The organism is Marinobacter sp. (genome assembly GCF_033722735.1).
In the GTDB taxonomy this organism is placed as follows: domain Bacteria; phylum Pseudomonadota; class Gammaproteobacteria; order Pseudomonadales; family Oleiphilaceae; genus Marinobacter.
The window spans coordinates 1-21,716 of record NZ_JAWVYN010000005.1; the positions used below are offsets into that span (position 1 = coordinate 1).

General features: G+C 58.5%; 20 protein-coding genes. 10 read left to right on the forward strand and 10 right to left on the reverse strand.

Features of this window, described 5'->3' with window-relative positions:
- Both R3175_RS05465 and R3175_RS05470 read left to right on the forward strand, forming a co-directional pair.
- A partial coding sequence (locus R3175_RS05465; RefSeq protein WP_318942869.1) for a hypothetical protein occupies nucleotides 1-221 on the forward strand: 221 nt, incomplete at its 5' end.
- A 10-nt stretch (nucleotides 222-231) separates the two neighbouring features.
- Nucleotides 232-690 carry an AtaL-like protein gene (locus R3175_RS05470; RefSeq protein ID WP_318942870.1) on the forward strand — a complete coding sequence of 153 codons (459 nt, stop codon included), beginning with the start codon at nucleotides 232-234 and terminating at the stop codon, nucleotides 688-690.
- A gap of 140 nt (nucleotides 691-830) precedes the next feature.
- On the opposite strand, the gene R3175_RS05475 is transcribed toward R3175_RS05470, so the two are convergent.
- The 3 genes from R3175_RS05475 to R3175_RS05485 all read right to left on the reverse strand — a co-directional run bounded on the left by R3175_RS05475 (nucleotide 831) and on the right by R3175_RS05485 (nucleotide 4,976).
- Nucleotides 831-2,204: an FAD-dependent oxidoreductase gene (locus tag R3175_RS05475; protein WP_318942871.1), complete on the reverse strand. Its 1,374-nt coding sequence runs from the start codon at nucleotides 2,202-2,204 to the stop codon at nucleotides 831-833.
- Nucleotides 2,205-2,257: 53 nt separating this feature from the next.
- Nucleotides 2,258-3,703: an aldehyde dehydrogenase family protein gene (locus tag R3175_RS05480; RefSeq protein WP_413231733.1), complete on the reverse strand. Its 1,446-nt coding sequence runs from the start codon at nucleotides 3,701-3,703 to the stop codon at nucleotides 2,258-2,260.
- 88 nt (nucleotides 3,704-3,791) lie between these two features.
- On the reverse strand, nucleotides 3,792-4,976 hold the full coding sequence (locus R3175_RS05485) for an aromatic ring-hydroxylating oxygenase subunit alpha (RefSeq protein WP_318942872.1): 1,185 nt from the start codon (nucleotides 4,974-4,976) through the stop codon (nucleotides 3,792-3,794).
- A gap of 485 nt (nucleotides 4,977-5,461) precedes the next feature.
- Between R3175_RS05485 and R3175_RS05490 the strand changes: the two genes are divergently transcribed.
- A complete protein-coding gene (locus R3175_RS05490) occupies nucleotides 5,462-7,165 on the forward strand; it encodes a BCCT family transporter (RefSeq protein WP_318942873.1) in 1,704 nt (567 codons plus the stop codon).
- Between the two features lie 146 nt (nucleotides 7,166-7,311).
- Nucleotides 7,312-8,250, forward strand: a complete 939-nt coding sequence (gcvA, locus tag R3175_RS05495; RefSeq protein ID WP_318942874.1) for a transcriptional regulator GcvA — start codon at nucleotides 7,312-7,314, stop codon at nucleotides 8,248-8,250.
- Between the two features lie 26 nt (nucleotides 8,251-8,276).
- On the opposite strand, the gene R3175_RS05500 is transcribed toward gcvA, so the two are convergent.
- Nucleotides 8,277-9,263 (reverse strand): LysR family transcriptional regulator, encoded by a 987-nt coding sequence (locus R3175_RS05500; RefSeq protein ID WP_318942875.1) that lies wholly within the window; start codon nucleotides 9,261-9,263, stop codon nucleotides 8,277-8,279.
- A gap of 168 nt (nucleotides 9,264-9,431) precedes the next feature.
- On the opposite strand from R3175_RS05500, the gene R3175_RS05505 reads away from it, so the two are divergent.
- From R3175_RS05505 to R3175_RS05515, 3 genes are all read left to right on the forward strand, one after another.
- Nucleotides 9,432-10,739: an FAD-dependent oxidoreductase gene (locus R3175_RS05505; protein WP_318942876.1), complete on the forward strand. Its 1,308-nt coding sequence runs from the start codon at nucleotides 9,432-9,434 to the stop codon at nucleotides 10,737-10,739.
- 18 nt (nucleotides 10,740-10,757) lie between these two features.
- Complete coding sequence (locus R3175_RS05510) at nucleotides 10,758-11,111, forward strand: ethanolamine utilization protein EutQ (RefSeq protein ID WP_318942877.1); 354 nt, start codon at nucleotides 10,758-10,760, stop codon at nucleotides 11,109-11,111.
- 174 nt (nucleotides 11,112-11,285) lie between these two features.
- Nucleotides 11,286-12,668, forward strand: coding sequence for an L-serine ammonia-lyase (locus tag R3175_RS05515; RefSeq protein WP_318942878.1), 1,383 nt, complete (start codon nucleotides 11,286-11,288; stop codon nucleotides 12,666-12,668).
- A 305-nt stretch (nucleotides 12,669-12,973) separates the two neighbouring features.
- On the opposite strand, the gene R3175_RS05520 is transcribed toward R3175_RS05515, so the two are convergent.
- The 5 genes from R3175_RS05520 to R3175_RS05540 all read right to left on the reverse strand — a co-directional run bounded on the left by R3175_RS05520 (nucleotide 12,974) and on the right by R3175_RS05540 (nucleotide 17,963).
- Nucleotides 12,974-13,762 carry a TIGR00730 family Rossman fold protein gene (locus R3175_RS05520; RefSeq protein WP_318942879.1) on the reverse strand — a complete coding sequence of 263 codons (789 nt, stop codon included), beginning with the start codon at nucleotides 13,760-13,762 and terminating at the stop codon, nucleotides 12,974-12,976.
- Between the two features lie 323 nt (nucleotides 13,763-14,085).
- Nucleotides 14,086-14,313: a hypothetical protein gene (locus R3175_RS05525; protein WP_318942880.1), complete on the reverse strand. Its 228-nt coding sequence runs from the start codon at nucleotides 14,311-14,313 to the stop codon at nucleotides 14,086-14,088.
- 475 nt (nucleotides 14,314-14,788) lie between these two features.
- On the reverse strand, nucleotides 14,789-15,538 hold the full coding sequence (locus tag R3175_RS05530; RefSeq protein WP_318942881.1) for a copper resistance protein B: 750 nt from the start codon (nucleotides 15,536-15,538) through the stop codon (nucleotides 14,789-14,791).
- Nucleotides 15,535-17,322 carry a copper resistance system multicopper oxidase gene (locus R3175_RS05535; protein WP_318942882.1) on the reverse strand — a complete coding sequence of 596 codons (1,788 nt, stop codon included), beginning with the start codon at nucleotides 17,320-17,322 and terminating at the stop codon, nucleotides 15,535-15,537. The genes R3175_RS05530 and R3175_RS05535 overlap by 4 nt, the downstream gene beginning before the upstream one ends.
- 77 nt (nucleotides 17,323-17,399) lie before the next feature.
- Nucleotides 17,400-17,963 (reverse strand): plastocyanin/azurin family copper-binding protein, encoded by a 564-nt coding sequence (locus R3175_RS05540; RefSeq protein ID WP_318942883.1) that lies wholly within the window; start codon nucleotides 17,961-17,963, stop codon nucleotides 17,400-17,402.
- A 200-nt stretch (nucleotides 17,964-18,163) separates the two neighbouring features.
- On the opposite strand from R3175_RS05540, the gene R3175_RS05545 reads away from it, so the two are divergent.
- The gene (locus R3175_RS05545; protein WP_318942884.1) at nucleotides 18,164-18,829 is read left to right on the forward strand and encodes a response regulator transcription factor; all 666 of its coding nucleotides are present in this window, start codon (nucleotides 18,164-18,166) and stop codon (nucleotides 18,827-18,829) included.
- A 61-nt stretch (nucleotides 18,830-18,890) separates the two neighbouring features.
- Nucleotides 18,891-20,153 (forward strand): ATP-binding protein, encoded by a 1,263-nt coding sequence (locus R3175_RS05550; protein ID WP_318942885.1) that lies wholly within the window; start codon nucleotides 18,891-18,893, stop codon nucleotides 20,151-20,153.
- Between the two features lie 43 nt (nucleotides 20,154-20,196).
- Here the strand turns inward: R3175_RS05550 and R3175_RS05555 are convergent, their stop codons facing one another.
- Entirely contained in the window at nucleotides 20,197-20,556 is a 360-nt protein-coding gene (locus R3175_RS05555; RefSeq protein ID WP_318942886.1) for a hypothetical protein, read from the reverse strand.
- A gap of 314 nt (nucleotides 20,557-20,870) precedes the next feature.
- Here R3175_RS05555 and fdhD point away from each other — a divergent pair, with 314 nt between their 5' ends.
- Nucleotides 20,871-21,716, forward strand: coding sequence for a formate dehydrogenase accessory sulfurtransferase FdhD (fdhD, locus tag R3175_RS05560; RefSeq protein WP_318942887.1), 846 nt, complete (start codon nucleotides 20,871-20,873; stop codon nucleotides 21,714-21,716).

Genomic DNA, 21,716 nt, shown 5'->3' on the forward strand with positions numbered 1-21,716 from the left:
CAGGGAATCCAATTATGAGTGTTGGTGATCAACGACTCGAACAGAGGTGCCATGACTCAATCGGCCGTGGCGCCATTCGTCTGATCAATGCCTCCCCCGGTGAGGGCATCAATACCCGCCCTCACCCTCACATCAACCGGACCACGCTTATAGCATCAGGCATTTCAACCATGCCCATTTATCGATCAGATTGGACCCTTTCCAACAAGCCTGCCCATTGAGGAACGCATTATGCAGTTTGAACACGTTGTCCAGGTTAATGACCTTGTCGATCGCCTCACCCCAAACCTCACCCGATCCGAGCTGTGGGAAGGCCTGGTCTTGCGGGCGACCAAGCCCGAGTATTTTCTGATTGGGCTGGGGGAATACCAGCTGGAGTGGCAGGAAGACCAGAGCCTCAAGCGCAGCCTGGAGTTACCGGGGGTGGTGGTGGACGACCGGGTCACGTTTCAGGAGGCCAACTTTGTACACTACAACATTGTTCCGACGGCCACGGTTGCGAGCGGCAGCCTCACCATGACCATAGAAGAACCCGAACCGGAATCCCTGTTTGTCCGGTTCAGCTATTGCGCCCGTTACCTGGAAAACATCGGGGATGACCACCCCTACGACCTGTTTGCACAACAGGCATACATCGCAGCGGACATCGACACCATCCATATCATCCGTCAACGTATGGCCGGCCGATAGCAGTAACGCCATCCGGTATAGGGGTAGCGATCACCGCCGCTCCCCCTTCGGTCCATAAGACGCCAGCAGCCGTTTGGTGACAACGGTGGGCCAAGGTTTTGCCAGCCTATTTCACCTTTCACCTTTACCCAATAGAGGCATCAGGCGACCGAGCATTGCAGCGGCTGCCCGCAACGGTCAAGCCAGTACTGCCGTTCCGACACGCAGTCCTCGGCCAGAACGAATCCCTGCAATTGCTCCGAGTCATCCACGAACAAGGCCCGAGCCCCCTGCTCTTCGCTTTCCACCTGCCAGCGCCCACTCACATCGGCGGACGGGGTCAGCACCGTTAATGGCAACGTCGGTGTTTTCACGATGACCGGCATCAGCGGGTACTGCACCATGGTCGGACGGCCCAGCAGGGTGTCGGCCAGGGCCCGGATGCCGTGGTTGATCGGAGCAATGTAGGGCAACAGCTGCCCGTTGATCTCGACGCAGTCACCAATAGCGAATACGTCGGGAACATTGGTGCGCATGCCACCGTTGACCCGAATACCACGATTGACCTCGGCGCCGATCGCCTGGGCCAGTTCGGTACGGGGCCGCAGGCCCACGGCGGAGATCACCAGGTCTGTGACCAGCTCCGTGCCATCACGGAGGAACGCCCTATAGCGGCCACCCTCACGCTCAACCCGTTCAACGGTGTTGCCCTGGTACCAGTGAACTCCCTGCTCCTGCAAAGCCTGCTGGAGCCTTGACCCGATTTCCGGCGGCAGCAACCGGCTCATGGGCGACTCGTCCAGCCCAACCACATCGACATGGTGACCGGCCATGACCAGGTCATTGGCAAACTCACAGCCGATGAGACCATTACCGATGATGGTGACTTTCTCGCAGCCCTGCAGGCGCTCCCGCATCCGGCGATAGTCCTGAAGGTCGTTGACACTCAAAACGTCCTCGGCACAGCTCCCGGCAAGTGGCAGTCGAATCGGATCGGCCCCCAAGGCAAGCACCAGCTTGCCGTACTCCAGGGAACCGGCATCGGTCGCCAGGGTCTTGCTGGCGGTATCGATACTCCGTACCCGGCAGCGCGTGTAAATGCGAATGTTCAGCCGCTGCTCCATCGCCAGCGGGGTCTCGTTGACCAGATCATCTGCGGACTTGCTCCGTGCCAGCGCGTTGGACAAAGCCGGCTTGGAGTAGTGGTGCCCATCATCCGCAGTGACCACCACCAGAGGGGTGTCGGGGTTACGCTGGCGAACTGCCTCGGCGAGGCTGTAGCCGGCGTAACCGCTGCCCACGATCACAATCGGCAGCGGGGCCTTTGCCACCGGTGCCGGTGCCGGTGCGGCAGCGGGTTTGTCATCGGTTTTCAGCTCAATCATTTCGAAATCGGCCTTGCCCACACCGCAGTCGGGACAGAGCCAGTCATCCGGGACATCCTCCCAGCGGGTACCCGCCGGAATACCCTCGGAAGGCCAGCCCTTGGCTTCGTCGTAGATCAGACCACAAATGGTGCATAACCACTTTTTCATGATTCGGCCCTCGCTCCGTCGCCGCCATCTTCAAGACGACGCCGTAACCTTTGTTATCGGGAGACGCGAATTGCGACGTTCTTGGTGCGTACGTAGCTATAGAGTGCTTCCTGCCCTTTCTCGCGGCCGTAGCCGGAGAGACGGTTGCCACCAAATGGAGTCTCGATTCCGCCGGCAAACCACTCATTGACGAAGACCTGGCCCGCATCCAGGGCCTGAGAAGCACGCATCGCGCGGCTGATATCCTGGGTGAACACACCCGCCACAAGGCCATAATCGGTACCGTTGGCCAGTTCGTAAGCTTCCTCTTCAGTGTCGAAGGGAGTGATGGCAATCACAGGCCCGAACACCTCCTCACGGAAAAGCCGCATTTGCGGGGTGACGTCGGCGAACACCGTCGGTTGTACGAAGGCACCCGGCAGCCCTTCTACAGCGTGACCACCGGTGACCAGACGGGCGCCGTCCTCCTCAGCCTGACGGCACATATCAAGGATGCCGTCTCGCTGCTGCATCGACACCACTGGCGTGAGGTCCGGGTTGTCTTTGCCGCCACCGATGCTCAGCCCCTGCGCCAGTTCTGCGACCCGGCCCACAACCTCGTCGTAGATCTCTCGCTGGACCAGCAGACGAGACATGGCAGAGCAAACCTGACCGGCATTGAAAAAAATCCCGCCCTTAACACTGCAGACCAACTGGTCCATGTCCGCGTCCGCAAAGGCCACCGCTGCGGATTTGCCGCCCAGCTCCATCACGCAGGGCACAGAGTTCTCTGCCGCGGACCGCATGATAGCCTGCCCGGTGGGCACCGAGCCGGTGAACACAATCTGGTTGGTTTCCTTGTGGGCAACCAAGGCCGCCCCGGTTGCCCGCCCGGGACCAGCAAGAATGCTCAGCGCTCCCTTCGGCAGGCCCGCCCGCTCGCAGGCGGTGGCCAAGAGCGTGATCGCCAGCGGCGACAGCTCCGGCGACTTGACAATGACCGCATTACCCGCGGCCAGGGCTGGCGCCAGGGAGCGGGCACAGATGGAGACCGGGAAGTTCCAGGGCACGATCTGAACCGAAATCCCCTGGGGTTCGTAGTAGGTGAAGTCGATATAGTCTTCACCCAGGGGAATGGACTTGCCCTCGATCTTGTCGGCCATGCCGCCGTAATACTCGAAGTAACGAGCCGATTCGATGAACTCATCCCGTGCATCGTTTATCGACTTGCCGTTCTCGCGGGAAGCCAGGAGGGCACCCTCTTCGGCGAGCTCACGGATCTCGGCGCCAATGCGGTACATCAGCTCGGCACGTTCCGCCGGGCGCTGACGGGTCAAACGCCCTTCCCGGACACATTGGCGCGCAGCGGAAACCGCGTTTTCCACATCGTCCACGTCGGCACTGGCGATGGTCGCAAACACCTGGTCGGTAGACGGGTCTCGGACTTCGATCGCTGTCTTGCCATCGACCCACTCGCCGCCGACGAAGTTGAGCCAGTGATTGGATTGTCTGTTCAACATGAGATTTCACCCTGCCTTGGAATCTGTACTGCCGGAAATTGAACAAGGCACCGGCCATGGATCGGTGCCCGTGCGCATGGACCGAGTGTTACTCCTGCATCGCTGCCTCGTAGCGATTGGCTACCCAGTTGTGGAAGTGGTGGGTAGGGCCATCCAGTACCGGTGAAAACACGCCGCCCTGGAAGCCGGGTGACTTGCGCCCGGCCTGCATACCCTCAACCGCGAAGACATCCTCGCCAAAGACCACACGCCAGGCTTCGAGCTGGGAGTGGCGACAGGCGGCGTATTCGTCGCCGCACGCTTCCTCACCGACATAGAACAGCCGGAGATTTTCCACGGTTCTGTTCTGCGACTTCGGCTCCAGAATAATGGCGAAGAAATGATCGGCCTGAAGTCCGAGCAGGACGTTTGGATAGAGTGAGATGTACTCGGCCTGGCGAAGACGATCCTGCGGCCAGGACTCAAATCGCGGCAGCCGCGTACCGGCCACATCAGACAGGTTGTAGTTGTAACTACCCTGCCCGGACATGTTCTCACCGACTTCCAGGTTGTAGTGTTGGTCGAGCGGAGAATAGGTATTCAGGCTGGGGTGGACCCAAGGCAAATGGTAGGCCTCGCAGTAGTTCTCCACGGCCAACTTCCAGTTGCACTGGACCTCCAGTTGCATCTGGCTGCCCGTCGAGGCGATGTACAGGTTGTCCCAGCCATCGGCGCCACAAAAGTCCTTCCAACGCTGCAGCAGGGGCTCGATATAGCTTTCAAAATCCTCAGCATCGCCGGACAGGTTGATGAATACCATGCCCGCCCAGACATGGGACCGCACCTCGCGCAGCCCATGCTTTTCACAGGCGAAGCCCTCGGCCTTGTGCTTACCGTAACCGCCAATGTGCGGGGTACCCTTGAGGTTGCCGTTCAGATCGTAGGTCCAGGAGTGGTACGGGCACCGCACCATACCTTCCACTTCGGTCTCTTCTTTCAGTAGGATCATGCCCCGGTGACTACAGACGTTATGGAAGACCTTGAGCTCGCCCTCACGATTACGCATGATCGCCAGCGGCAGGCCCATGAAATCGTAGGGCTTGGCGAAACCGTTAACCGGTAGATCGCTGGTGAAGCCTAACGCTGCCCAGCCCTTGCCTAACACCTCGTCCCGCTCAAACTCGTACAGCGAGGCATCGTCATAGACCGCATTGGGCATGCCGGAGGCATTGGCAAGCGGCTTACGAACATTCTCGATTGCTGTGATGGGAATCTGTCGATTTATTGTTGTCATGACCGCACTCCTCTCTCTGAACCTGAAACAACGTGTCCAAATGGCCTTTCGGGTTATCAGCACCGCTTTAATCTCGCTCAATGGCGATGAGCCGGTGCGTTGTCAGGAAGGATGGTAATGACGTAAAAATCCGCTCAGCAAACGACTTTTAAGCCGCCTTGCCATTCCAAAAACTCATGACAGGCCTTAGCCCTTTATTTGTCAGGGGCTTAGGTGAGATCACAGCATTATTCTCTTGAATCTCAGAGCGACATTCCCGTGCTTTACTCATGACACCGGGAGCGACCCGGTCGCCAGCCTCGACACGTCATGAGAAATACTCATGACAGCAGGGACAAAATTTCGTTTGATCCATATCAATTTTTTGATGAGGATCGCCATTGCTGAAAACGACATTACATCGACACCCCAAGCGCAGCCTCCAAGAAAAACAAAGGGCCGCGCAGAATGACGCCGAATACAACAATTAAAGGTGGAGCCCCCTCATGAGAAACGAGCAAGGGTTGGTGCGCGGCATCGACCCCACCGTAACCGTTATTTCGAAGATCCTGGTGATTGGCTTTGTCCTGCTCTGCGGCTTCATGGCCGAGGAAGCCGGAACCTTCTTTCAACAAATATCCGATACGATCCTCAACAACTTCAAATGGTTCTATCTGTTGCTGGTCTCTTCGGTGCTGGGGCTTCTGATCTACCTGATGTTTAGCCGCTTTGGGCACATCCGGCTCGGGAAGGATGATGAAACCCCGGAATTCAGCTACAAGTCCTGGCTGGCCATGCTGTTCAGTGGGGGGATGGGTATCGGCTTGATCTTCTGGTCTGTGGCCGAGCCAATGTGGCATTACGCCGGAAATCCGTTTGCCGCCACCGGCCTGACTGATGAGGCCGCGGCGACAGCCATGCGCATCACGTTCTTCCATTGGGGGCTGCATCCCTGGGCCATCTTCATCATCGTCGCACTGGCCATGGCCTACTTTGCTTACCGCAAGGGCCTACCGCTCACCATGCGATCCGTGCTCTACCCCCTCATCGGCGATCGCATCTACGGCCCGATCGGGCACACTGTTGATATTCTGACCGTCGCGATCACCGCCTTCGGCGTCTCCCAATCACTCGGGCTTGGCGTCATCCAGATGAACACCGGCCTGAACAACGTGTTCGGAATCGATATTAGCATTGGCAATCAGCTGCTGATGATTGCCGCAATCAGCACCCTGGCCATTTTCTCGGTCATCACCGGCGTCGGACGCGGTATTCGAATACTGTCTGAGTGGAACATGCGACTGTCCATATTGCTCGTCCTCGCCGTCGTCTTGATTGGCCCCACTCGTTACATCCTGAATATCCTGATCGAGGGCACCGGGGACTATGTTGGCAACCTGGTATCCCTCAGCACCTGGAGCGATGCCCAAGGGGATAGTGGCTGGCAGAACTGGTGGACCGCATTCTACTGGCCCTGGTGGATGACCTGGGCACCATTCGTGGGCATGTTCATCGCGCGAATCTCCCGAGGCCGCACTGTTCGGGAACTGATTACCGGGGCACTGATCGTACCGACGTTGGTGACGTTCATCTGGATGTCCGTCTTTGGAGGCTCCGCCCTCAAGATGGAGAAGGACGATCAGATCGCGCACCAGCAGCAGGTGGTGGCCGGGGAGTTGACTGGCGAGGCAGCAGAATTCAAAGGTGGCGATATCTTGCTAGCCACTAAGGCCGAGACCACGTCTGCCATCTTCACCCTCTTTTCCAAACTCGACCCCGGCGTGCTCGGCCAGATACTCTGCCTGCTCACCACCCTGCTCCTGGCTACCTATTTCATCACCTCCGCGGATTCCGGCACGCTGGTGCTTTGTACGCTGAACTCGAGAGGCAGCCCTGAACCACCGATGGTGTTGCGAGTGGCCTGGGGAAGCCTGCAGGCACTGATCGCCGGAGGCCTACTCTATGCAGGCGGGCTCAAAGTGGTGCAAACCGCCTCCATTGCAGCCGGCCTGCCTATTTCGATACTAATCCTGGTTATGTCGATCTCTCTGATGAAAGCGCTGCGCACGGAGCTGGGGCTCTCGCCGCTGGACCCGCACCAACGGCGAGTCATCAACGAGACCGGTGATGACGTTGTGGGCGCGAGGGAACCGATTTCCTTATCGCCAGCTGCCCAGGGTGCGCTGCTTCGAGCCAGCGGCGAAAACTAGGCGCCCCCTCCATGACCAAAGGCTGCCCTATCCCAAGGATTCGGCAGCGTTTGTCATTTTCGGGCACAATGATCCTGTGCCGCGGCGCTCGACGCTGGAAACTTGTGCCAAGGGCTACTTACATCAACTTTACTGGAGACACACCGGTGAAGATAAAACCCTTACCTCCCCTGAACAGCCTGGTAGCCTTCGAAGCGGCTGCACGCCATATGAGTTTCACCCGGGCCGCAGCCGAGCTCAATGTGACGCAGGGGGCCGTCAGCCGCCAGATCCGGCACCTGGAGGAATACCTGGGCCATGCCCTGTTCGTAAGGGACAAGCGCCAACTGGGACTGACGCAGACCGGCAACCAGTACTACGCCAGTGTTCAGGAGGCATTGCAGGTTCTGGCCGATGCCACCGGCGACATTCTGCAGTGGCGCCCCAACAAGCAGATCACAGTGGTGACCTCCAACGCCATGGCCTCGCTTTGGCTATTGCCGAGGTTGCCGAAGTTCCAGGATGCTGTTCCCAATATCGACGTCCGTATCCTGGCAACCGACACCCTGAAAGGCGTCCGCAGTTCAGAGTACGATATTGCACTGTTTTACTACCGGAAAGCGCCTGCAGCAATGTCTGCAACCCCCCTCTTTCGCGAGCGGGTGTACCCCATCTGTAGTCCGGATTTCCTGGAGCGTCAGGCGCTGGACAATCCAGAACAAATTCTTGGCACAACCCAGCTCTGGCTGGACTCCAGTGAGAACTGGCTCACCTGGAAGGAATGGTTCAAATCGGCGGGCATGAAACCCATGGAGCCCCGGCGACGGCTGAACCTGAACAACTATCCGATGCTGATCCAGGCGGCCCTCAATGGCCAGGGCGTTGCGCTTGGCTGGGAACAGTTGGTGGAACAGTACCTGACCAATGGACTACTTGTGCGCCCGGTGACCACCGAGCTTAATACCGAAGCACACTTCTATATGCTTGAGCCAGAGGAGCACGCCAGGCCAAAACCGGGCGTGGAAGAGTTCCGCGACTGGCTGCTGGAGCATGCCCGGGAAGAGCAGCACTATTCGGGCGAAACATCCGTCGCCACCAGTTCCTAATCCCGCTGACAATCCGTTGGACACACTCATCCTTCAGGCAAAGCAAACTGATCCAGATTCAGCCATGGAGCGCACGCGACCAGGGCGGGACAGATAGCTTCTCGCAGGATCGCTGCAATGCTCTCCGCAACCTGTGAGGGGATGCCTCCCATCTCCCCTTCCCGGGCCAACAAATACAGATCCCTGGCATGGCGACTGGCGTCCAGTTCGATTATCCCGACACCTTCGGTCATATACAGCACCTGGGCTAGGCACAGCGCGCTCACGATCGCCCAGCCATGACCATCCCGCACGAAGCTCATCAACGTATGGGTATCGTCCGTCTCGTAGCGTACGTTGGCCAGCACCTGCATGCGACGCATGGCCACTTCGCTCAGTGCGCCGATGTGTGTGTTACGCCCATACCGGATCAGCGGCTCCGAGCGCGCCAGCCTCTCAACCAGGCTTCTGCCACCACCAGCGTCCGGATTGACCCGCCCAAGCATCGTGCTCGACGCGGCTACCAGCATCGGGTCACGACAGAGATGGAATCGTTCCAGCCCTTCCACATCGGTCAACGGATCACTGGAAATGAGGATGTCGATCTCGCGGTCCAGAAACGCCTGAATCAACGTTGGCGTCATACCACTGCGCAGCCTGAGCCGTTCAATACGACGGCTCAAACTTGCGATCAGCTTACTGCCGAACACTTCCGAACAAGAGGTCACCAACCCGAGACGACACTGAACCAGCCCTTTCTCGGACGCCTCCCTGAGACGCACATTCAGCCGGCGCAGATCGGCGAGGATGGTGTCCGCACTCTGCTTTAACACCTGCCCGGCGGCGGTGAGCTGTACCGGACGGGTACGCCGGACAACCAGCTCCGCCCCGACGGCTTGCTCGAGCTGCTTAAGGGCCTGGGATACCGCAGATTGGGTTACCTTCAATCGATTCGCGGCCTCGGTCAGGGAATCAGACTCGGCCACGGTAACGAAAGTGTTCAACAGCTGGGAGTCAATCAGGTCCGATGCCATAGTCCATTCGCCTCTTTGATAAGTCATACTTATGTTCGGAATTATTTTCCTTTTACTCGAACGTTAAATATAGCATTTCTAATATACAGGCCAAATAATTGAACCACTCGAAAAAAGCCTCAACCCCCGACCCACGTCGTGCAAACACAACAAAGAGCGAGACTGACGATGATTCTTCCTCAATACGATGGCCGCTGCGGCTGGTACGAAGTACTTAATGACGTGTCCGTATTTCCCGCCCTGGAAGGAAACGTGAACGTTGATACGGTTGTGGTTGGAGGTGGGTTCGTCGGCTGCGCCGCAGCCCGCCGGCTGGCCGAAAACCAACCGGATGGCAGCTTCCTCCTGATCGAGGCCCTAAAAGTCGGCCAGGGCGCCTCCGGTCGCAACTCGGGGTTTGTGATAGACCAGCCCCACAAGCGGGACCTGGAGTCGAACGACAACGAACTCAAGCGCAAGCTGCTGAGCCTGAACTGCACCGCCATCGACTACCTGGAGACCCAGATTGATCGTTACAGCATCGACTGCCAATGGTCCCATGCGGGCAAATATCAGGCTGCGGTAGGCGCCCGTGGCCAAAAGTTTCTCGACCATTACGAACAGTTGTTGAAAGGTTTCGGCGAGCAGTACCAAAAACTCTCGCGCCAGGAGCTGCAGTCAATCTTTGGCACAGACTTTTACAGCGCCGCCATCTTCACGCCAGGCGGAACCCTCATGCAGCCGGCGGCCCTGATGCGCGGCCTGGCCGACAACATGCCGGAGAATGTGCGGATTGCCGAGCACACCGCAGTGACCAGAATTACCCGCACAGGCGACGGATTCGTGCTGGAAACGGACCAGGCCTGCATCAAATGCCGGCAGGTTGTGCTTGGCACGAACATCTTCACAGCCGAACTCGGCTTCATGCGCGATCGCATACTGCCGGTCATGACCTTTGCCAGCATGACCAAGCCTTTGACGGACGACCAACTGGAACGCTACGGCGGACAACTTGACTGGGGCATCACCCCAGCAGACCACGCAGGTACAACGCTGCGGATGACGCAGGACCGGCGCATCATCGTTCGTAACTCCTACCGCTACGCCCACGATTACAATACGCCGGGAGAACTGCTGCCAGGGGTGCGCCAACGCCATCAGCAAGCCTTCGACGCTCGCTACCCTCAACTGAAAGACGTGAAGTTCGAGTACACCTGGGGCGGTGCCAGCAGCCTGTCCGGCAATTTCGAAACCTATTTCGGGGAAATCGAACCGGGCATTTTCCTATCCTGCTGCGACCAGAGCGTTGGCGCGGCCCGAGGCACCATTTCCGGCATGATGCTGGCGGATATGGCCTGCGGGAAGAAGACTCAACTTCTTGCCGACATGATCGAGGTGTCCGGCGCGCCATCCAAATTACCCCCCAAACCCCTACTTCGCGTTGGCGTACCACTGCGCATGGCGGCAGCCCGGTTTGCCAGCCGATCGGAAGTTTAGGAAACCAAGGAGATTCCCGTGACAGCAAAACTGATTCGCCACTCAAGCCTCACCTTTCAACATCGCGGAGGCCCGCCCGGACACGCCGAGGTGGCGCGGGCGGTGAGCACAGAGTTGAGCCAGACCATGGGCGCCGGCGTTGCCCATTTCGATGCCTGCTCCGTAGCGTGGACGGTGCTATACGATGAGGTCGTCTATGTCATTAGTGGTCTGTTCCGACTCGTCACCAAAGAGGGCGTGCTGGACGCCGACCCCGGGGATATCCTCTGGATCCCGGAGGGCACGGAACTAAAGTACGAAGGCGAGCAAGCCAGTATTTTTTACGCGGTTTATCCAGGAAACTGGAAGGAAATACACGGGTACAGCGGGTAGCGGCGAAACATAGGGAGAAAAATCCCCCTCCCTGACCAACGGCAGCGGGGCTCCACCCAACTGCCGCAAATCAACACCTCCGCGTCGCGCCCAAACCATGGGCAACCCCAACAAGACGCTACCATTAGGTCATCACATTCAAACTTTACGGTTCAACGTAAAGGGGGAGTCGCCTTGGCCATCAGCTTATTCGACCTGCTAAAGATTGGCATCGGCCCCTCCAGCTCCCACACCGTAGGGCCCATGGTGGCCGCTCGCCGGTTTGCCGAGTCACTGAAGCCGTTTGACCGGTTAGGCCATGTCGGGCGATTGCGGCTTCAGCTCTTTGGCTCCCTCGGCGCCACCGGCCAGGGCCACGGCACGGTCCCCGCCATGCTGCTGGGGCTCGAAGGCCACAGGCCGGACACCGTCGACCCCGACCTGCTGGCCCCACGCTCAAATCATATTCTTCGCCAGGGGGAGATCCTGCTTCTTGGCGAATACGCCGTTCCCTTCCGGGAGGCGGACGATCTCATCTTCCGTGGCGATGAGACGTTGCCATTCCACCCCAATGGCATGCGATTCACCGCCTTCAACCGGCACGGAGAGGTGGTCACAGAACGCACCTATTACTCCATCGGCGGGGGCTTCGTGGTGGACGAACAGGCCGTCAACACAGATCGAATTGTGGACGACGCCACCCACCTCCCCTATGCCTTCAGCACATCGGCCGAGCTGCTGAAGCACTGCGACACCCACGGCCTGGCCATGGCCGAGGTAATGATGGCCAATGAGCGGGCCTGGCAATCGGAGCCGGAGGTTCGTGCGGGGATCCAGAGGATCTGGCAAGTGATGCAGGAATGCGTTCAAAACGGCATCCGGCATGAGGGCGTCCTGCCTGGCGGGTTGGGCATTGAACGCAGGGCAGCGTCCCTGTACCGGTCGCTGGTTGACATGGAGCGGCAGGACCTTATCTCGCCATCGCTGAGCGCCATGGACTGGGTCAACCTGTACGCCCTGGCGGTCAATGAAGAGAACGCCGCCGGTGGTCGCATGGTGACGGCCCCCACCAACGGCGCCGCCGGCATTATCCCGGCAGTGCTCCACTACTATTGGCACTGGTGCCCCGGCGCCAATGAGGAAGGCGTCATTCGCTTTCTGCTCACGGCGGCCGCCATTGGAATCCTGTTCAAGGAGAACGCCTCCATCTCCGGTGCGGAAGTCGGATGTCAGGGCGAGGTCGGCTCCGCCTGCGCGATGGCCGCCGCCGGTCTGGCCGCCGTCACCGGCGGAACACCCCACCAGGTGGAGAACGCGGCGGAAATTGGCATGGAGCACCACCTGGGCCTCACCTGCGACCCCATCGGCGGGCTGGTACAGGTGCCCTGCATCGAACGCAACGCCATTGCCGCGATGGACGCCATCAACTCAGCGGTGCTCGCGCTTCGTGGCGATGGCCGACATTTCGTTTCCCTCGACAAGGTGATCCAGACCATGCGGGAGACCGGCCACGACATGCTCGACAAGTACAAGGAAACTTCCCGGGGTGGCCTGGCAGTGAATGTCATTGAGTGCTGAGCCAATTCGCCGTCCAGGCCAGATCCCGCGTGGTGGACGATTTTCCCTCGACCAAAGAGATCCCCACCGATTTCGACTATGCCCGACTGCACGGTCCGGGCACCCGCTATCAGGGTCTTTATGACACCCAATTACTCTCAAGCTGATCCAGAAACTTCTCGAAGTGTTCCCGGGATGGGCTTCGGACCCTCCGTTACTCCAGTAACGATCAGACCGGCAATGCCGTTCAGCAGACCCAATCTCTACAGGCCATGCCGTTCGGGGCGTTCCGCAAGAAGTAGAACGCCCCCGGCTGGAACACCGCCTCAAACTTCCGGAGATGGACCCTCCGCACCTTCTTCTTCGCAGTAACAGGAGCTGGCAAAGGACGGAACCTTCCTCCGGTCATAGTTCGCCAGTTCGCACTGAATAACGCTCATTGCTTCGGGAACTGAGTTCACGAAGTGAAACAGCTCGAGATCTTCTGGAGCGATCATGCCGTGGCGCACCAGGGCATCAAAATTGACGATGTCTTGCCAATACTCCTGGCCATACAACAGCACTGGAATTCGCGGATGCAGCTTTTGGGTCTGGGACAAGGTGAGAACCTCGAACAGTTCATCCAGGGTGCCAAACCCTCCGGGAAAGATCACAATCGCTCGGGCCAGATGGGCAAACCATAATTTCCGCATGAAGAAATATCGGAACTCAAAGACCAACCCCTCTGAGATATAGGGGTTTGGACGCTGTTCATGGGGCAAGCCTATGTTCAACCCCAGGGACCGCCCACCCGCATCGGTAGCTCCCTGGTTGGCGGCCTCCATGATGCCTCCGCCGCCCCCCGAGCAAACCACCAGGCTGTGGCCATTATTCCACTGGGATTGGGACCAGAGGGTAACCCTTTTCGCCAGCTCTCTGGCCGCCCCCAAATAACGTCCGAGGGGATGCTTCTCTTTGAGGCGCGCAGAACCGAAGAATACAACGGTATCTGTTATTCCCTCCTGCTCCAGTGCAGCCATGGGCTTGAGATACTCTGCGAGTATGCGGATTGGTCTGGCGGGATCGGATTCCAGGAATTGGTAATCGTGGTAGGCGAGCTCTTTGTTGTTTCCCATCGTATCGAAATTCCTAACCGGCTAGAAGCTGCTCCAAAGGACCGGCAGTCGCCGGGACCGGGCTGGCGGCTTCGCGAATGCATAGTGGGGCGTGCATGATGCCAGGCGCAACCGGTTCAGCCGGCTTGGGTTCCTCACCGGGGCACCCTGCAGGGCTAGCTTCAAACTTTGCCCTGCAGCGGGAAGCACCGAAGCACCAGGCCTTGCCAGCGTGCTGAGCACGATGCCTCGAGGCGTGCGGATCCACTGACATTCCACAGCCCGGATCCGTCACTGAGTGCTCGGTCTACCCAGTTGCACCCACATGATGCTGTTTTTTGAGATCATTCATCGCTGGATCCCGCTGTATTGGAGGGCCAATCAGCAAAGGCAATGAAATACAGGAGAGCCAGGTTCAGTAAGGGGATTAGCACCAGAATGGAGATCCACCCGGGGAATCCCGTTCGTTGGCAGATGCGCCAGACCGGTATGACCACCACAATGGCGAACGCTAGCAACCAAAGTCCGTGACCTGCCCACATGGTATAACCAAACATGTTTCCATCCATCATGCCGTTGGCCTCCTTGGTGATTCTAGAATGAATCGTTGGCAAGCGCGGTGCTCTCCCCAACCTCTCATTTTTTCATAGGTGGAATCTTCGAACTGCAGAGTAACTGATGCCCGGATAAGTTCGAGAAACTGGTCGGCCGACCACTGAGCTTCCATCGAAGGTTACTGACAGGCAAGCCGGAGATTTCTGCTCAGCGAAGTCCACGCAGGGATGGTGGCTCTGCTCAAAGATCAGGTCGTCCCACTCCCCCTGACTCTGCCCTTGCACCACCAGTTTACGACGAAGCAGAAAACCTTCCCGATTCGAGTCCTTATGGGCTTTTTGCCCCCGGTTAATCACTTCAGGCTCATACCATCATCGAAACCTGAAACAGCGCTGAAAAAAAGGGCACTGCGGCCCTTTCTGGCTTCTACTTGACCTGAATCAACCGGCAAAACAAAAGGCCCGGGAATATTCCCAGGCCTTTATCAAGGGCCTAGAAAACGAGCCTGGCGCCAACGACTGCATACCAGTCTTCAGTGCCCCCGCCCTCTTGCTCTGCCAGATCGGCGGTGTCCCCGTACTTACGTTCGTGGACAACCCCAACGTATGGTGAGAAAGTTCGATCAACAACGTCGTAGCGCAGGCGCAGCCCAGCTTCCGTGGACACCAGCCCCTTACCAACCCCAATCTCGTGGTCTTCACTGAAGGCCGCTGCAGCATCGAGGGTTGCCGCCAGAATCCAGTGATTGGTCAGGAGCAGCTCGTACTCAGCGTCGAGCTCTGCCGAAGTGTCCCCGTCCTCACTGACGTATAAATTGGCATCGATCTCAAACCACTGGGGCGCCAACCCTGTCACCCCCAGTACAGCATAGGTTCTGTCCGGTCCCTCGGGGGTGTCGAATCGTATGCCAGCCTTGGCATCGAAAAAGGTGGTGGCGGGAATTTGACCGACCAACTGGTTTTCAAGTCCCTCATAGGCCTGCTCCTCAATGGCGTATTCCCCTTTCGAGAGCCATCGCACTTTCAATGCGTCGGTGCCATAGAAGAAGTCGGCATTCCATGCACCGAGTTCTTCATCGTCATCGCTGTAACGATACTCGAACTCCTCAAACTGAACGCCCCACACGCTCAGAGGCTGCTTGCGCTCGGTCGTATCCTCCATCATCGCCTGGGCGGACGCCACTGCGGGAAGACCAATACCCCCCAGCAGCGCGGCCACGATAAGGGACTTCATGTCGCTCATGCGCCTCCTCCTTGTACGACGTCATCACCCACAGCGGCGGCAGACGATTCAGGCCCGCCCTCAACGACGACTTTTCGGAACATGCCAGAGGCCGCGTGATAGGACAGATGACAATGGAAGGCCCATTGACCCGGCGCGTCGACTTCGGTCTCCATGTAAGCCGTTGTTCCTGGCTGTACGCTAATGGTGTGCTTGACAGGATTCCACTGGCCGGCACCGACATCCAGGATGGACCACATGCCGTGAAGGTGCATCGGATGGGTCATCATGGTCTCATTCACAAATTTGAAGCGGACACGCTCGCCATACTGAAGCCGGATTGGGTCGGCATCTTCATACTTAACGCCGTTAATACTCCAGGCATATCGTTCCATGTTTCCGGTCAGCCGCAATTCGATCTCCCGGGTCGGCTCTCGCTCGTTATACAGCGGCGCCTGCGCCTTGAGGTCGGCATAAGAAAGGAACTTGCCACCGTTGGCTGCGACTGGAATCAGGCCGCTACCCTCGGCATAGAAGGGATCTGTCGCGCCGTCCCCAGCCCCCCCCATTCCGCTGTGATCCATTCCCGCCATACTCGAATGGTCCATGCTGTCACTGTTCGCCTCAGACATCGCCGACATACTGGTCGAGTCCACCTCAGCCATTGTGGCGTGATCCCTGCCGGCCATGGCTGAGTGGTTCATCTCTTCGTCTTCCGACGAATTCATATCCCCATGCCCCATATCGCCATGATCCATGCCGTGCATGCCCCCCATGTCCGCCATGGTCAGACGGGCAGGCTCTCGCATTTCCGGTACGGGCGCCTGCATTCCTGCCTCAGGGGCCAGTGTTGCCCGGGCGTAACCGGAACGCCCCATGGATTCGGCGAAGATGGTGTAAGCCTCCGCCTCCCTGGGACGTACGATGACATCGTAGGTTTCCGCCACGCCAATCCGAAACTCATCCACATTGACCGGCTGGACATTATTACCGTCCGCCTGGACAACGGTCATCTGCAGCCCGGGTATTCGAACATCGAAATAGGTCATTGCTGAAGAATTGATGAAGCGGAGGCGAACTCGCTCACCTGGCTCAAACAAGCCGGTCCAATTCTGCTCCGGGCTCTTGCCATTGATCATGCCAACGAAGCCCTGAACATCCTCCACGTCCGCCTTCATCATTCGCATCCCGCCCCAGGCCAGGCGGTCCTTCAGCGTGTTCATGAAGCCATACTCAGAGGCATCGGAGAAAAACTCGCCAACCGTCTGCTGCTGACGGTTGTAGTAGTCCGGCATCATCTTGAGGTTACGCATGATGCGCTCCCCGTCATGAGGATGCTTGTCGGTCAACTGGACCACGTATTCCCGGTCGTAACGGAACGGTTCCCGACCTTCGGGCTCAATAACGATGGCGCCAAAAGCTCCGTCAGGCTCCTGGAATCCGGAATGGCTGTGGAACCAGTAGGTGCCTGTCTGGACGATGGGGAATCGGTAGGTAAATGTTTCACCGGGCTTGATTCCGGGGAAGCTGATTCCAGGAACTCCGTCCTGACTGAATGGCAGGATCAATCCGTGCCAGTGAATGGACGTCATTTCGTCCAGATTATTGGTTACATTGATTGTCACCGCTTCGCCTTCTTTGAAGCGGAGCACGGGACCCGGGGATGCGCCATTATAGCCTATCCCCTCTTTGACAAATTCTCCGGTGTCGATTTCGACCCGGTCAACCGTAAGGTCGTATTCGCCCGCAGACGCGAATATTGGTAGCAGACAGGCCACAACACCTGCCACTAAACTGGCCTTCATCTGGGTTTACCTCTGTGTCGTTCGGTGAAGAGGGGAACCTCGACGATTCCCCCTGCAACACGCAATGGGCGGGAAGTTCAGCGGGCTCGCGCCTGCATATCATCGCTCGTCTTGAATTCGACGTCCCCGTACATGCCAGACTGGTAGTGGCCTGGCACATTGCACGCGAACTCGAGATTGGCCTGGGCGCTGAAGGTCCATACAATCTCGGCGGTTTCGCCGGGTGCCAATAACACACTGTTGGGATCATCATGTTCCATGGTGTGCCCATTACCCATGTCCATCTTCATCATCTCCCGATTCAGCGTACCACCCTGGATAACACCATGCTCGACCATCATCCGCATCTCCCTCTGATGAGCTTCGTGCATTTCCGGTGTGCCGATGTTGAACTCATGCACGAGCCTACCTTCGTTTAGGATTGAGAAACGGACGGTTTCCCCAGGAGAAACGTTAACAGCCTCTGGCTCGAAATAATTGTCTTTCATAACCACCGCGATGGTCCGGGTAACGTCGCCGGCATAGCCCGGTTCTCCAATGGGTGTTGCCTGACCGTGACCACCATCGTGAGACCCCCCAGCAAAGGCCAGGACCGGCATGGACATGACCGCTACGGCGGCAATCAACGTGGAAGCGTTCATTCATCGTTCTCCTGTGCGGAACTAATAGTATCCGGTCCAATCATGCGAGGCATGAGGATCAGAGCGCTATCCACCATCTCGTACCAACCTGAACTCTTCCTGAAAATAACGATAAAATTGGAATTCAGGCTCAGTTCAGGTTTGGCGGCGACACTGCCTGCCCCTCTCCCCAGAGAGCCCAGAGGAAAAGGATGTAGCCAATGAGACTATTGCTGGTTGAGGACGACCCACTGCTCGTTGAAGGGCTGGCCAGCCAACTGGAGAAAGCCGGATTCAGCGTGGATGTCACAGGCACCGCCAAAGCCGCCATTATCCTCGGCGAACAGGAGGACTACCGAGCAGGTGTACTGGACCTGGGACTGCCAGATGGCAACGGGCTGGACGTGTTGCGGCACTGGCGGTCAAACAATGCCCATTTCCCAGTCCTGATTCTGACCGCCCGCGGCGACTGGCAAGACAAGGTAAACGGTTTGAAGGCGGGCGCTGATGACTACCTCGCCAAACCCTTTCAGGCGGAAGAGCTGATTGCTCGACTGCACGCCATTGTTCGCCGCAGCGAGGGACGGGGCCAGTCCTCTCTGCGGGCCGGCCGTTTCGAGCTGGATGAGAACCGCCAAAACCTGAAACTCCCCGATGGGAGCGAGCACAGCCTGACTGGGACCGAATTCCGATTATTGCGGTGCCTGATGAGCCGTCCAGGCCATGTATTCTCGAAAGAACAACTGATGGAGCAACTCTACAATCTCAACGAGAGCCCCAGCGACAACATCATTGAGGCGTACATCCGACGCCTGAGAAAACTGGTCGGCGCGGAGACAATCACAACACGGCGAGGCCAGGGCTACCTGTTCCATGATGCGCCTTAACAGTATCCGATCGCTCCGGAGGACCCTTTTAACCCTGCTCCTGCCAGCCGGCATTGTACTGATGGGGCTGGCCTGGCTGGTGCACGGCTACCTGCTGGACCGGATGTCCCGCGAGTTCGTGGAAAGCCGACTCCAGGATGAGGTTGCGTTTCTGGAGCACCAGATCCGACAAGCTGGCGGGGAAATCACCGCTCTTCGAACGGGCGACTACTTCGAGGAGGTGTTTCACCACGCATTCGCCATTCGCAGCACGCAGCAAACCATCGTCTCGCCCCCATCCTGGGAGCCGCTGCTTACCCCCCTCCTTGACTCCGTACAGAACGGCCCCATTCGAGTCAGGCGCAATATCAGCCCCGCCGTGCCCTCGGACATCCTCGCATTCCGCAGCACCATCCAGGTCCACGACCTCCCCATTGTCGTCATAGTGTCGGAAGACTTCGAGGCACTTCAGAGCAGCCAAGCGGAACTTCACGCCTGGACTGCGGTAGTATCAATTGCGCTCATCCTTCTGCTGGTGACTGTGATCTGGTTGGGCATTTCCCTGGCCATGCGCCCGGTGGTATCGCTACGTGCCGCCCTGCGAAAACTTCAGGACGGCGAGATCTCCCGCATTCAGGTCCGTGCCCCGGAAGAATTCCAGCCTCTGGTGTTGCAGCTGAATCAGTTATTGGATTCGCTGGACCGACGACTGGCTCGGTCCCGGGAGGCGGTGGCAAACCTTTCCCACAGCGTAAAGACTCCCATTGCAGCCGTCCGCCAGATCCTCAGCGATACGGAGCGGCCAATAGCCCCAGAGCTTCGGCAAGACATGGCAGCCAGGCTGGCAGATATCGACCGGCAGCTGGAAGCGGAAATGCGGCGCAGCAAATTCGCAGGTCCTCAGGTCGGGCAAAGTGCCTACCCCGTCAAGCAGGCACGGGATCTGCTGTGGATGCTCGGTCGCCTTTATCCGGACAAGACTTTTGAGTTGTCCACGGAACTCTCAGAAGCGCGCCGCTGGCCCCTTGAGAAACACGACCTGAACGAGATCCTGGGAAACTTACTGGACAATGCCGGCAAGTGGTCCAGCACCTGCGCGGAGCTCTTGCTCCAGGAATCCGACGGGCTCATGACCATCCAGGTCAGCGACGATGGGCCGGGGGTGGCCCCCAGTATCGTTAACCGCCTTGGCACGCGGGGCGTTCGCCTGGACGAGCAAACCCCAGGCCATGGACTGGGCCTCGCCATCGTCAGCGAGATTGTCGAGCGATACCGGGGCCGGCTCAGTTTCAGTCGGGGCCGGAAGGGCGGACTGGTGGCCAGGGTAGACATCGAGTCAATCTAGTGCCACTGAAGAGGATTTCGCCGCATTTCCACCCCGGCGTATGTCACAACGCCTGATGCAGCAGATCCAACTGTGGCTCCCCTACCAGGGTACGCTCACGCTCAAACACCAGCCAGGACCGAACCCTGGACTCCACCAAACGCTTGTTGCGGCAGCTCCAGACATAGCGCCCTTTGTTATCGGCCAAGCATTCCATCTGGGCGCCATGCTTGCGCGCGGTGGCCATATGCCGCTTGAACGTACGATCCGGCATGCCGCCAAACTTGGCACGCAATTGGTCGGAAGTGAGGTTGTCGTTATCAAGAACGGCGGCAATGAGTTCAAGGGTGGTCTTAAAGTCGCGGTACATGGTGCTCTTGCAGGTGCGGTGCCGGGGATTGGCACAGGCTTCACCCTGCGCCACCTTTTGGCACGCCACCTTAAGGGATCTGTAGAACGGGGCCCTGCCTGGGGTATGCCAAATTCAGGCGCGCCATTATAGCCATGCCACCTTCAGGCACAACCCTTCAGCTATGCCAGCTTTCGGCACAGACCACTGCCAGCGCCACGCTTTGGCACACCCCGGGGCGCGCACCAGTCCCGGGAAAGCGCCAGTCGGCGACAGCGGCGTTATGATCGGCGATAGATACCCGTTATTGCCTGATCAGAAGCGGTGATTAGATTCGCACGGCGACATTCACTAGACTGAAAAAATAATCCCTTCCACAAGGAGCTGGCATGGCGTCGTCCGGAAACGAGAAAACCTACCGGCTGAAGTTCAATGACTCACCTGCCAGCCCAGAGGTGATCGACTACCTGTCGCTCGGCCCTGGCGCAATGGCTGGCGAATCGGCCCTGGCTGACGAAATCGCGCTGGCCCTCAGCTATAACGGAATTGGCCATGCGGTGATGATGATGTCTCCCGGCAACCTGGAAGATTTCGTGTTGGGCTTCAGCCTGACCAATAACATTGTCAGTTTCCCAGACGAGATACACGACATCCGGGTCTCCGGAATCGGCGACACCCGGGTTGCGGAGATCGATATATCCAACCGTGCGTTTTGGGCTCTCAAGCAGTCCCGCCGACAGCTGGCAGGCACCAGCGGCTGCGGCATGTGCGGTGTGGAAGCCATGGAGCAGGCCTTGCCCCTGTTGAGCGAACTCGAACCGGCCCCGGTGCCCCGGTCGGGCCTCTTTCGGAACTTGCGCAGCCGTATCTGCGTTGCCCAACAGGCGGCGCGTCTCAGTGGCGCCCTGCACGCGGCCCTGTATTTTGATGACCGCGGCACCGTCAGGCTGTGTCGTGAAGATATCGGCCGTCACAATGCCCTGGACAAGCTTATCGGGGGGCTGAGTACCAGCAGCCTGGATCTGCGCCAGGGATTTGTGGTTGTGACCAGCCGCTGCAGCCTGGAGCTCGTACAAAAAGCGGTGCGAGCCCGCATCGGCACCCTGGCCAGCTTATCCGCCCCCACCGCGCTGGCGGTAAAGTGGGCTCGCAAGTACCGCCTGAACCTGGTTCACGTGCCTCACCGCAGCGCCCCGCGGGTTTACAGCCCAGTTCAGAAGGCTGCTGACAGCTGA

Excerpts from the sequence above, each read along its gene's own strand:
- R3175_RS05470 (WP_318942870.1), top strand. The coding sequence starts at position 232 with ATGCAGTTTGAACACGTTGTCCAGGTTAATGACCTTGTCGATCGCCTC.
- R3175_RS05475 (WP_318942871.1), bottom strand. The coding sequence starts at position 2,204 with ATGAAAAAGTGGTTATGCACCATTTGTGGTCTGATCTACGACGAAGCC.
- R3175_RS05480 (WP_413231733.1), bottom strand. The coding sequence starts at position 3,703 with ATGTTGAACAGACAATCCAATCACTGGCTCAACTTCGTCGGCGGCGAG.
- R3175_RS05485 (WP_318942872.1), bottom strand. The coding sequence starts at position 4,976 with ATGACAACAATAAATCGACAGATTCCCATCACAGCAATCGAGAATGTT.
- R3175_RS05490 (WP_318942873.1), top strand. The coding sequence starts at position 5,462 with ATGAGAAACGAGCAAGGGTTGGTGCGCGGCATCGACCCCACCGTAACC.
- R3175_RS05500 (WP_318942875.1), bottom strand. The coding sequence starts at position 9,263 with ATGGCATCGGACCTGATTGACTCCCAGCTGTTGAACACTTTCGTTACC.
- R3175_RS05505 (WP_318942876.1), top strand. The coding sequence starts at position 9,432 with ATGATTCTTCCTCAATACGATGGCCGCTGCGGCTGGTACGAAGTACTT.
- R3175_RS05520 (WP_318942879.1), bottom strand. The coding sequence starts at position 13,762 with ATGGGAAACAACAAAGAGCTCGCCTACCACGATTACCAATTCCTGGAA.
- R3175_RS05525 (WP_318942880.1), bottom strand. The coding sequence starts at position 14,313 with ATGATGGATGGAAACATGTTTGGTTATACCATGTGGGCAGGTCACGGA.
- R3175_RS05530 (WP_318942881.1), bottom strand. The coding sequence starts at position 15,538 with ATGAGCGACATGAAGTCCCTTATCGTGGCCGCGCTGCTGGGGGGTATT.
- R3175_RS05535 (WP_318942882.1), bottom strand. The coding sequence starts at position 17,322 with ATGAAGGCCAGTTTAGTGGCAGGTGTTGTGGCCTGTCTGCTACCAATA.
- R3175_RS05540 (WP_318942883.1), bottom strand. The coding sequence starts at position 17,963 with ATGAACGCTTCCACGTTGATTGCCGCCGTAGCGGTCATGTCCATGCCG.
- R3175_RS05545 (WP_318942884.1), top strand. The coding sequence starts at position 18,164 with ATGAGACTATTGCTGGTTGAGGACGACCCACTGCTCGTTGAAGGGCTG.
- R3175_RS05550 (WP_318942885.1), top strand. The coding sequence starts at position 18,891 with ATGGGGCTGGCCTGGCTGGTGCACGGCTACCTGCTGGACCGGATGTCC.
- fdhD (WP_318942887.1), top strand. The coding sequence starts at position 20,871 with ATGGCGTCGTCCGGAAACGAGAAAACCTACCGGCTGAAGTTCAATGAC.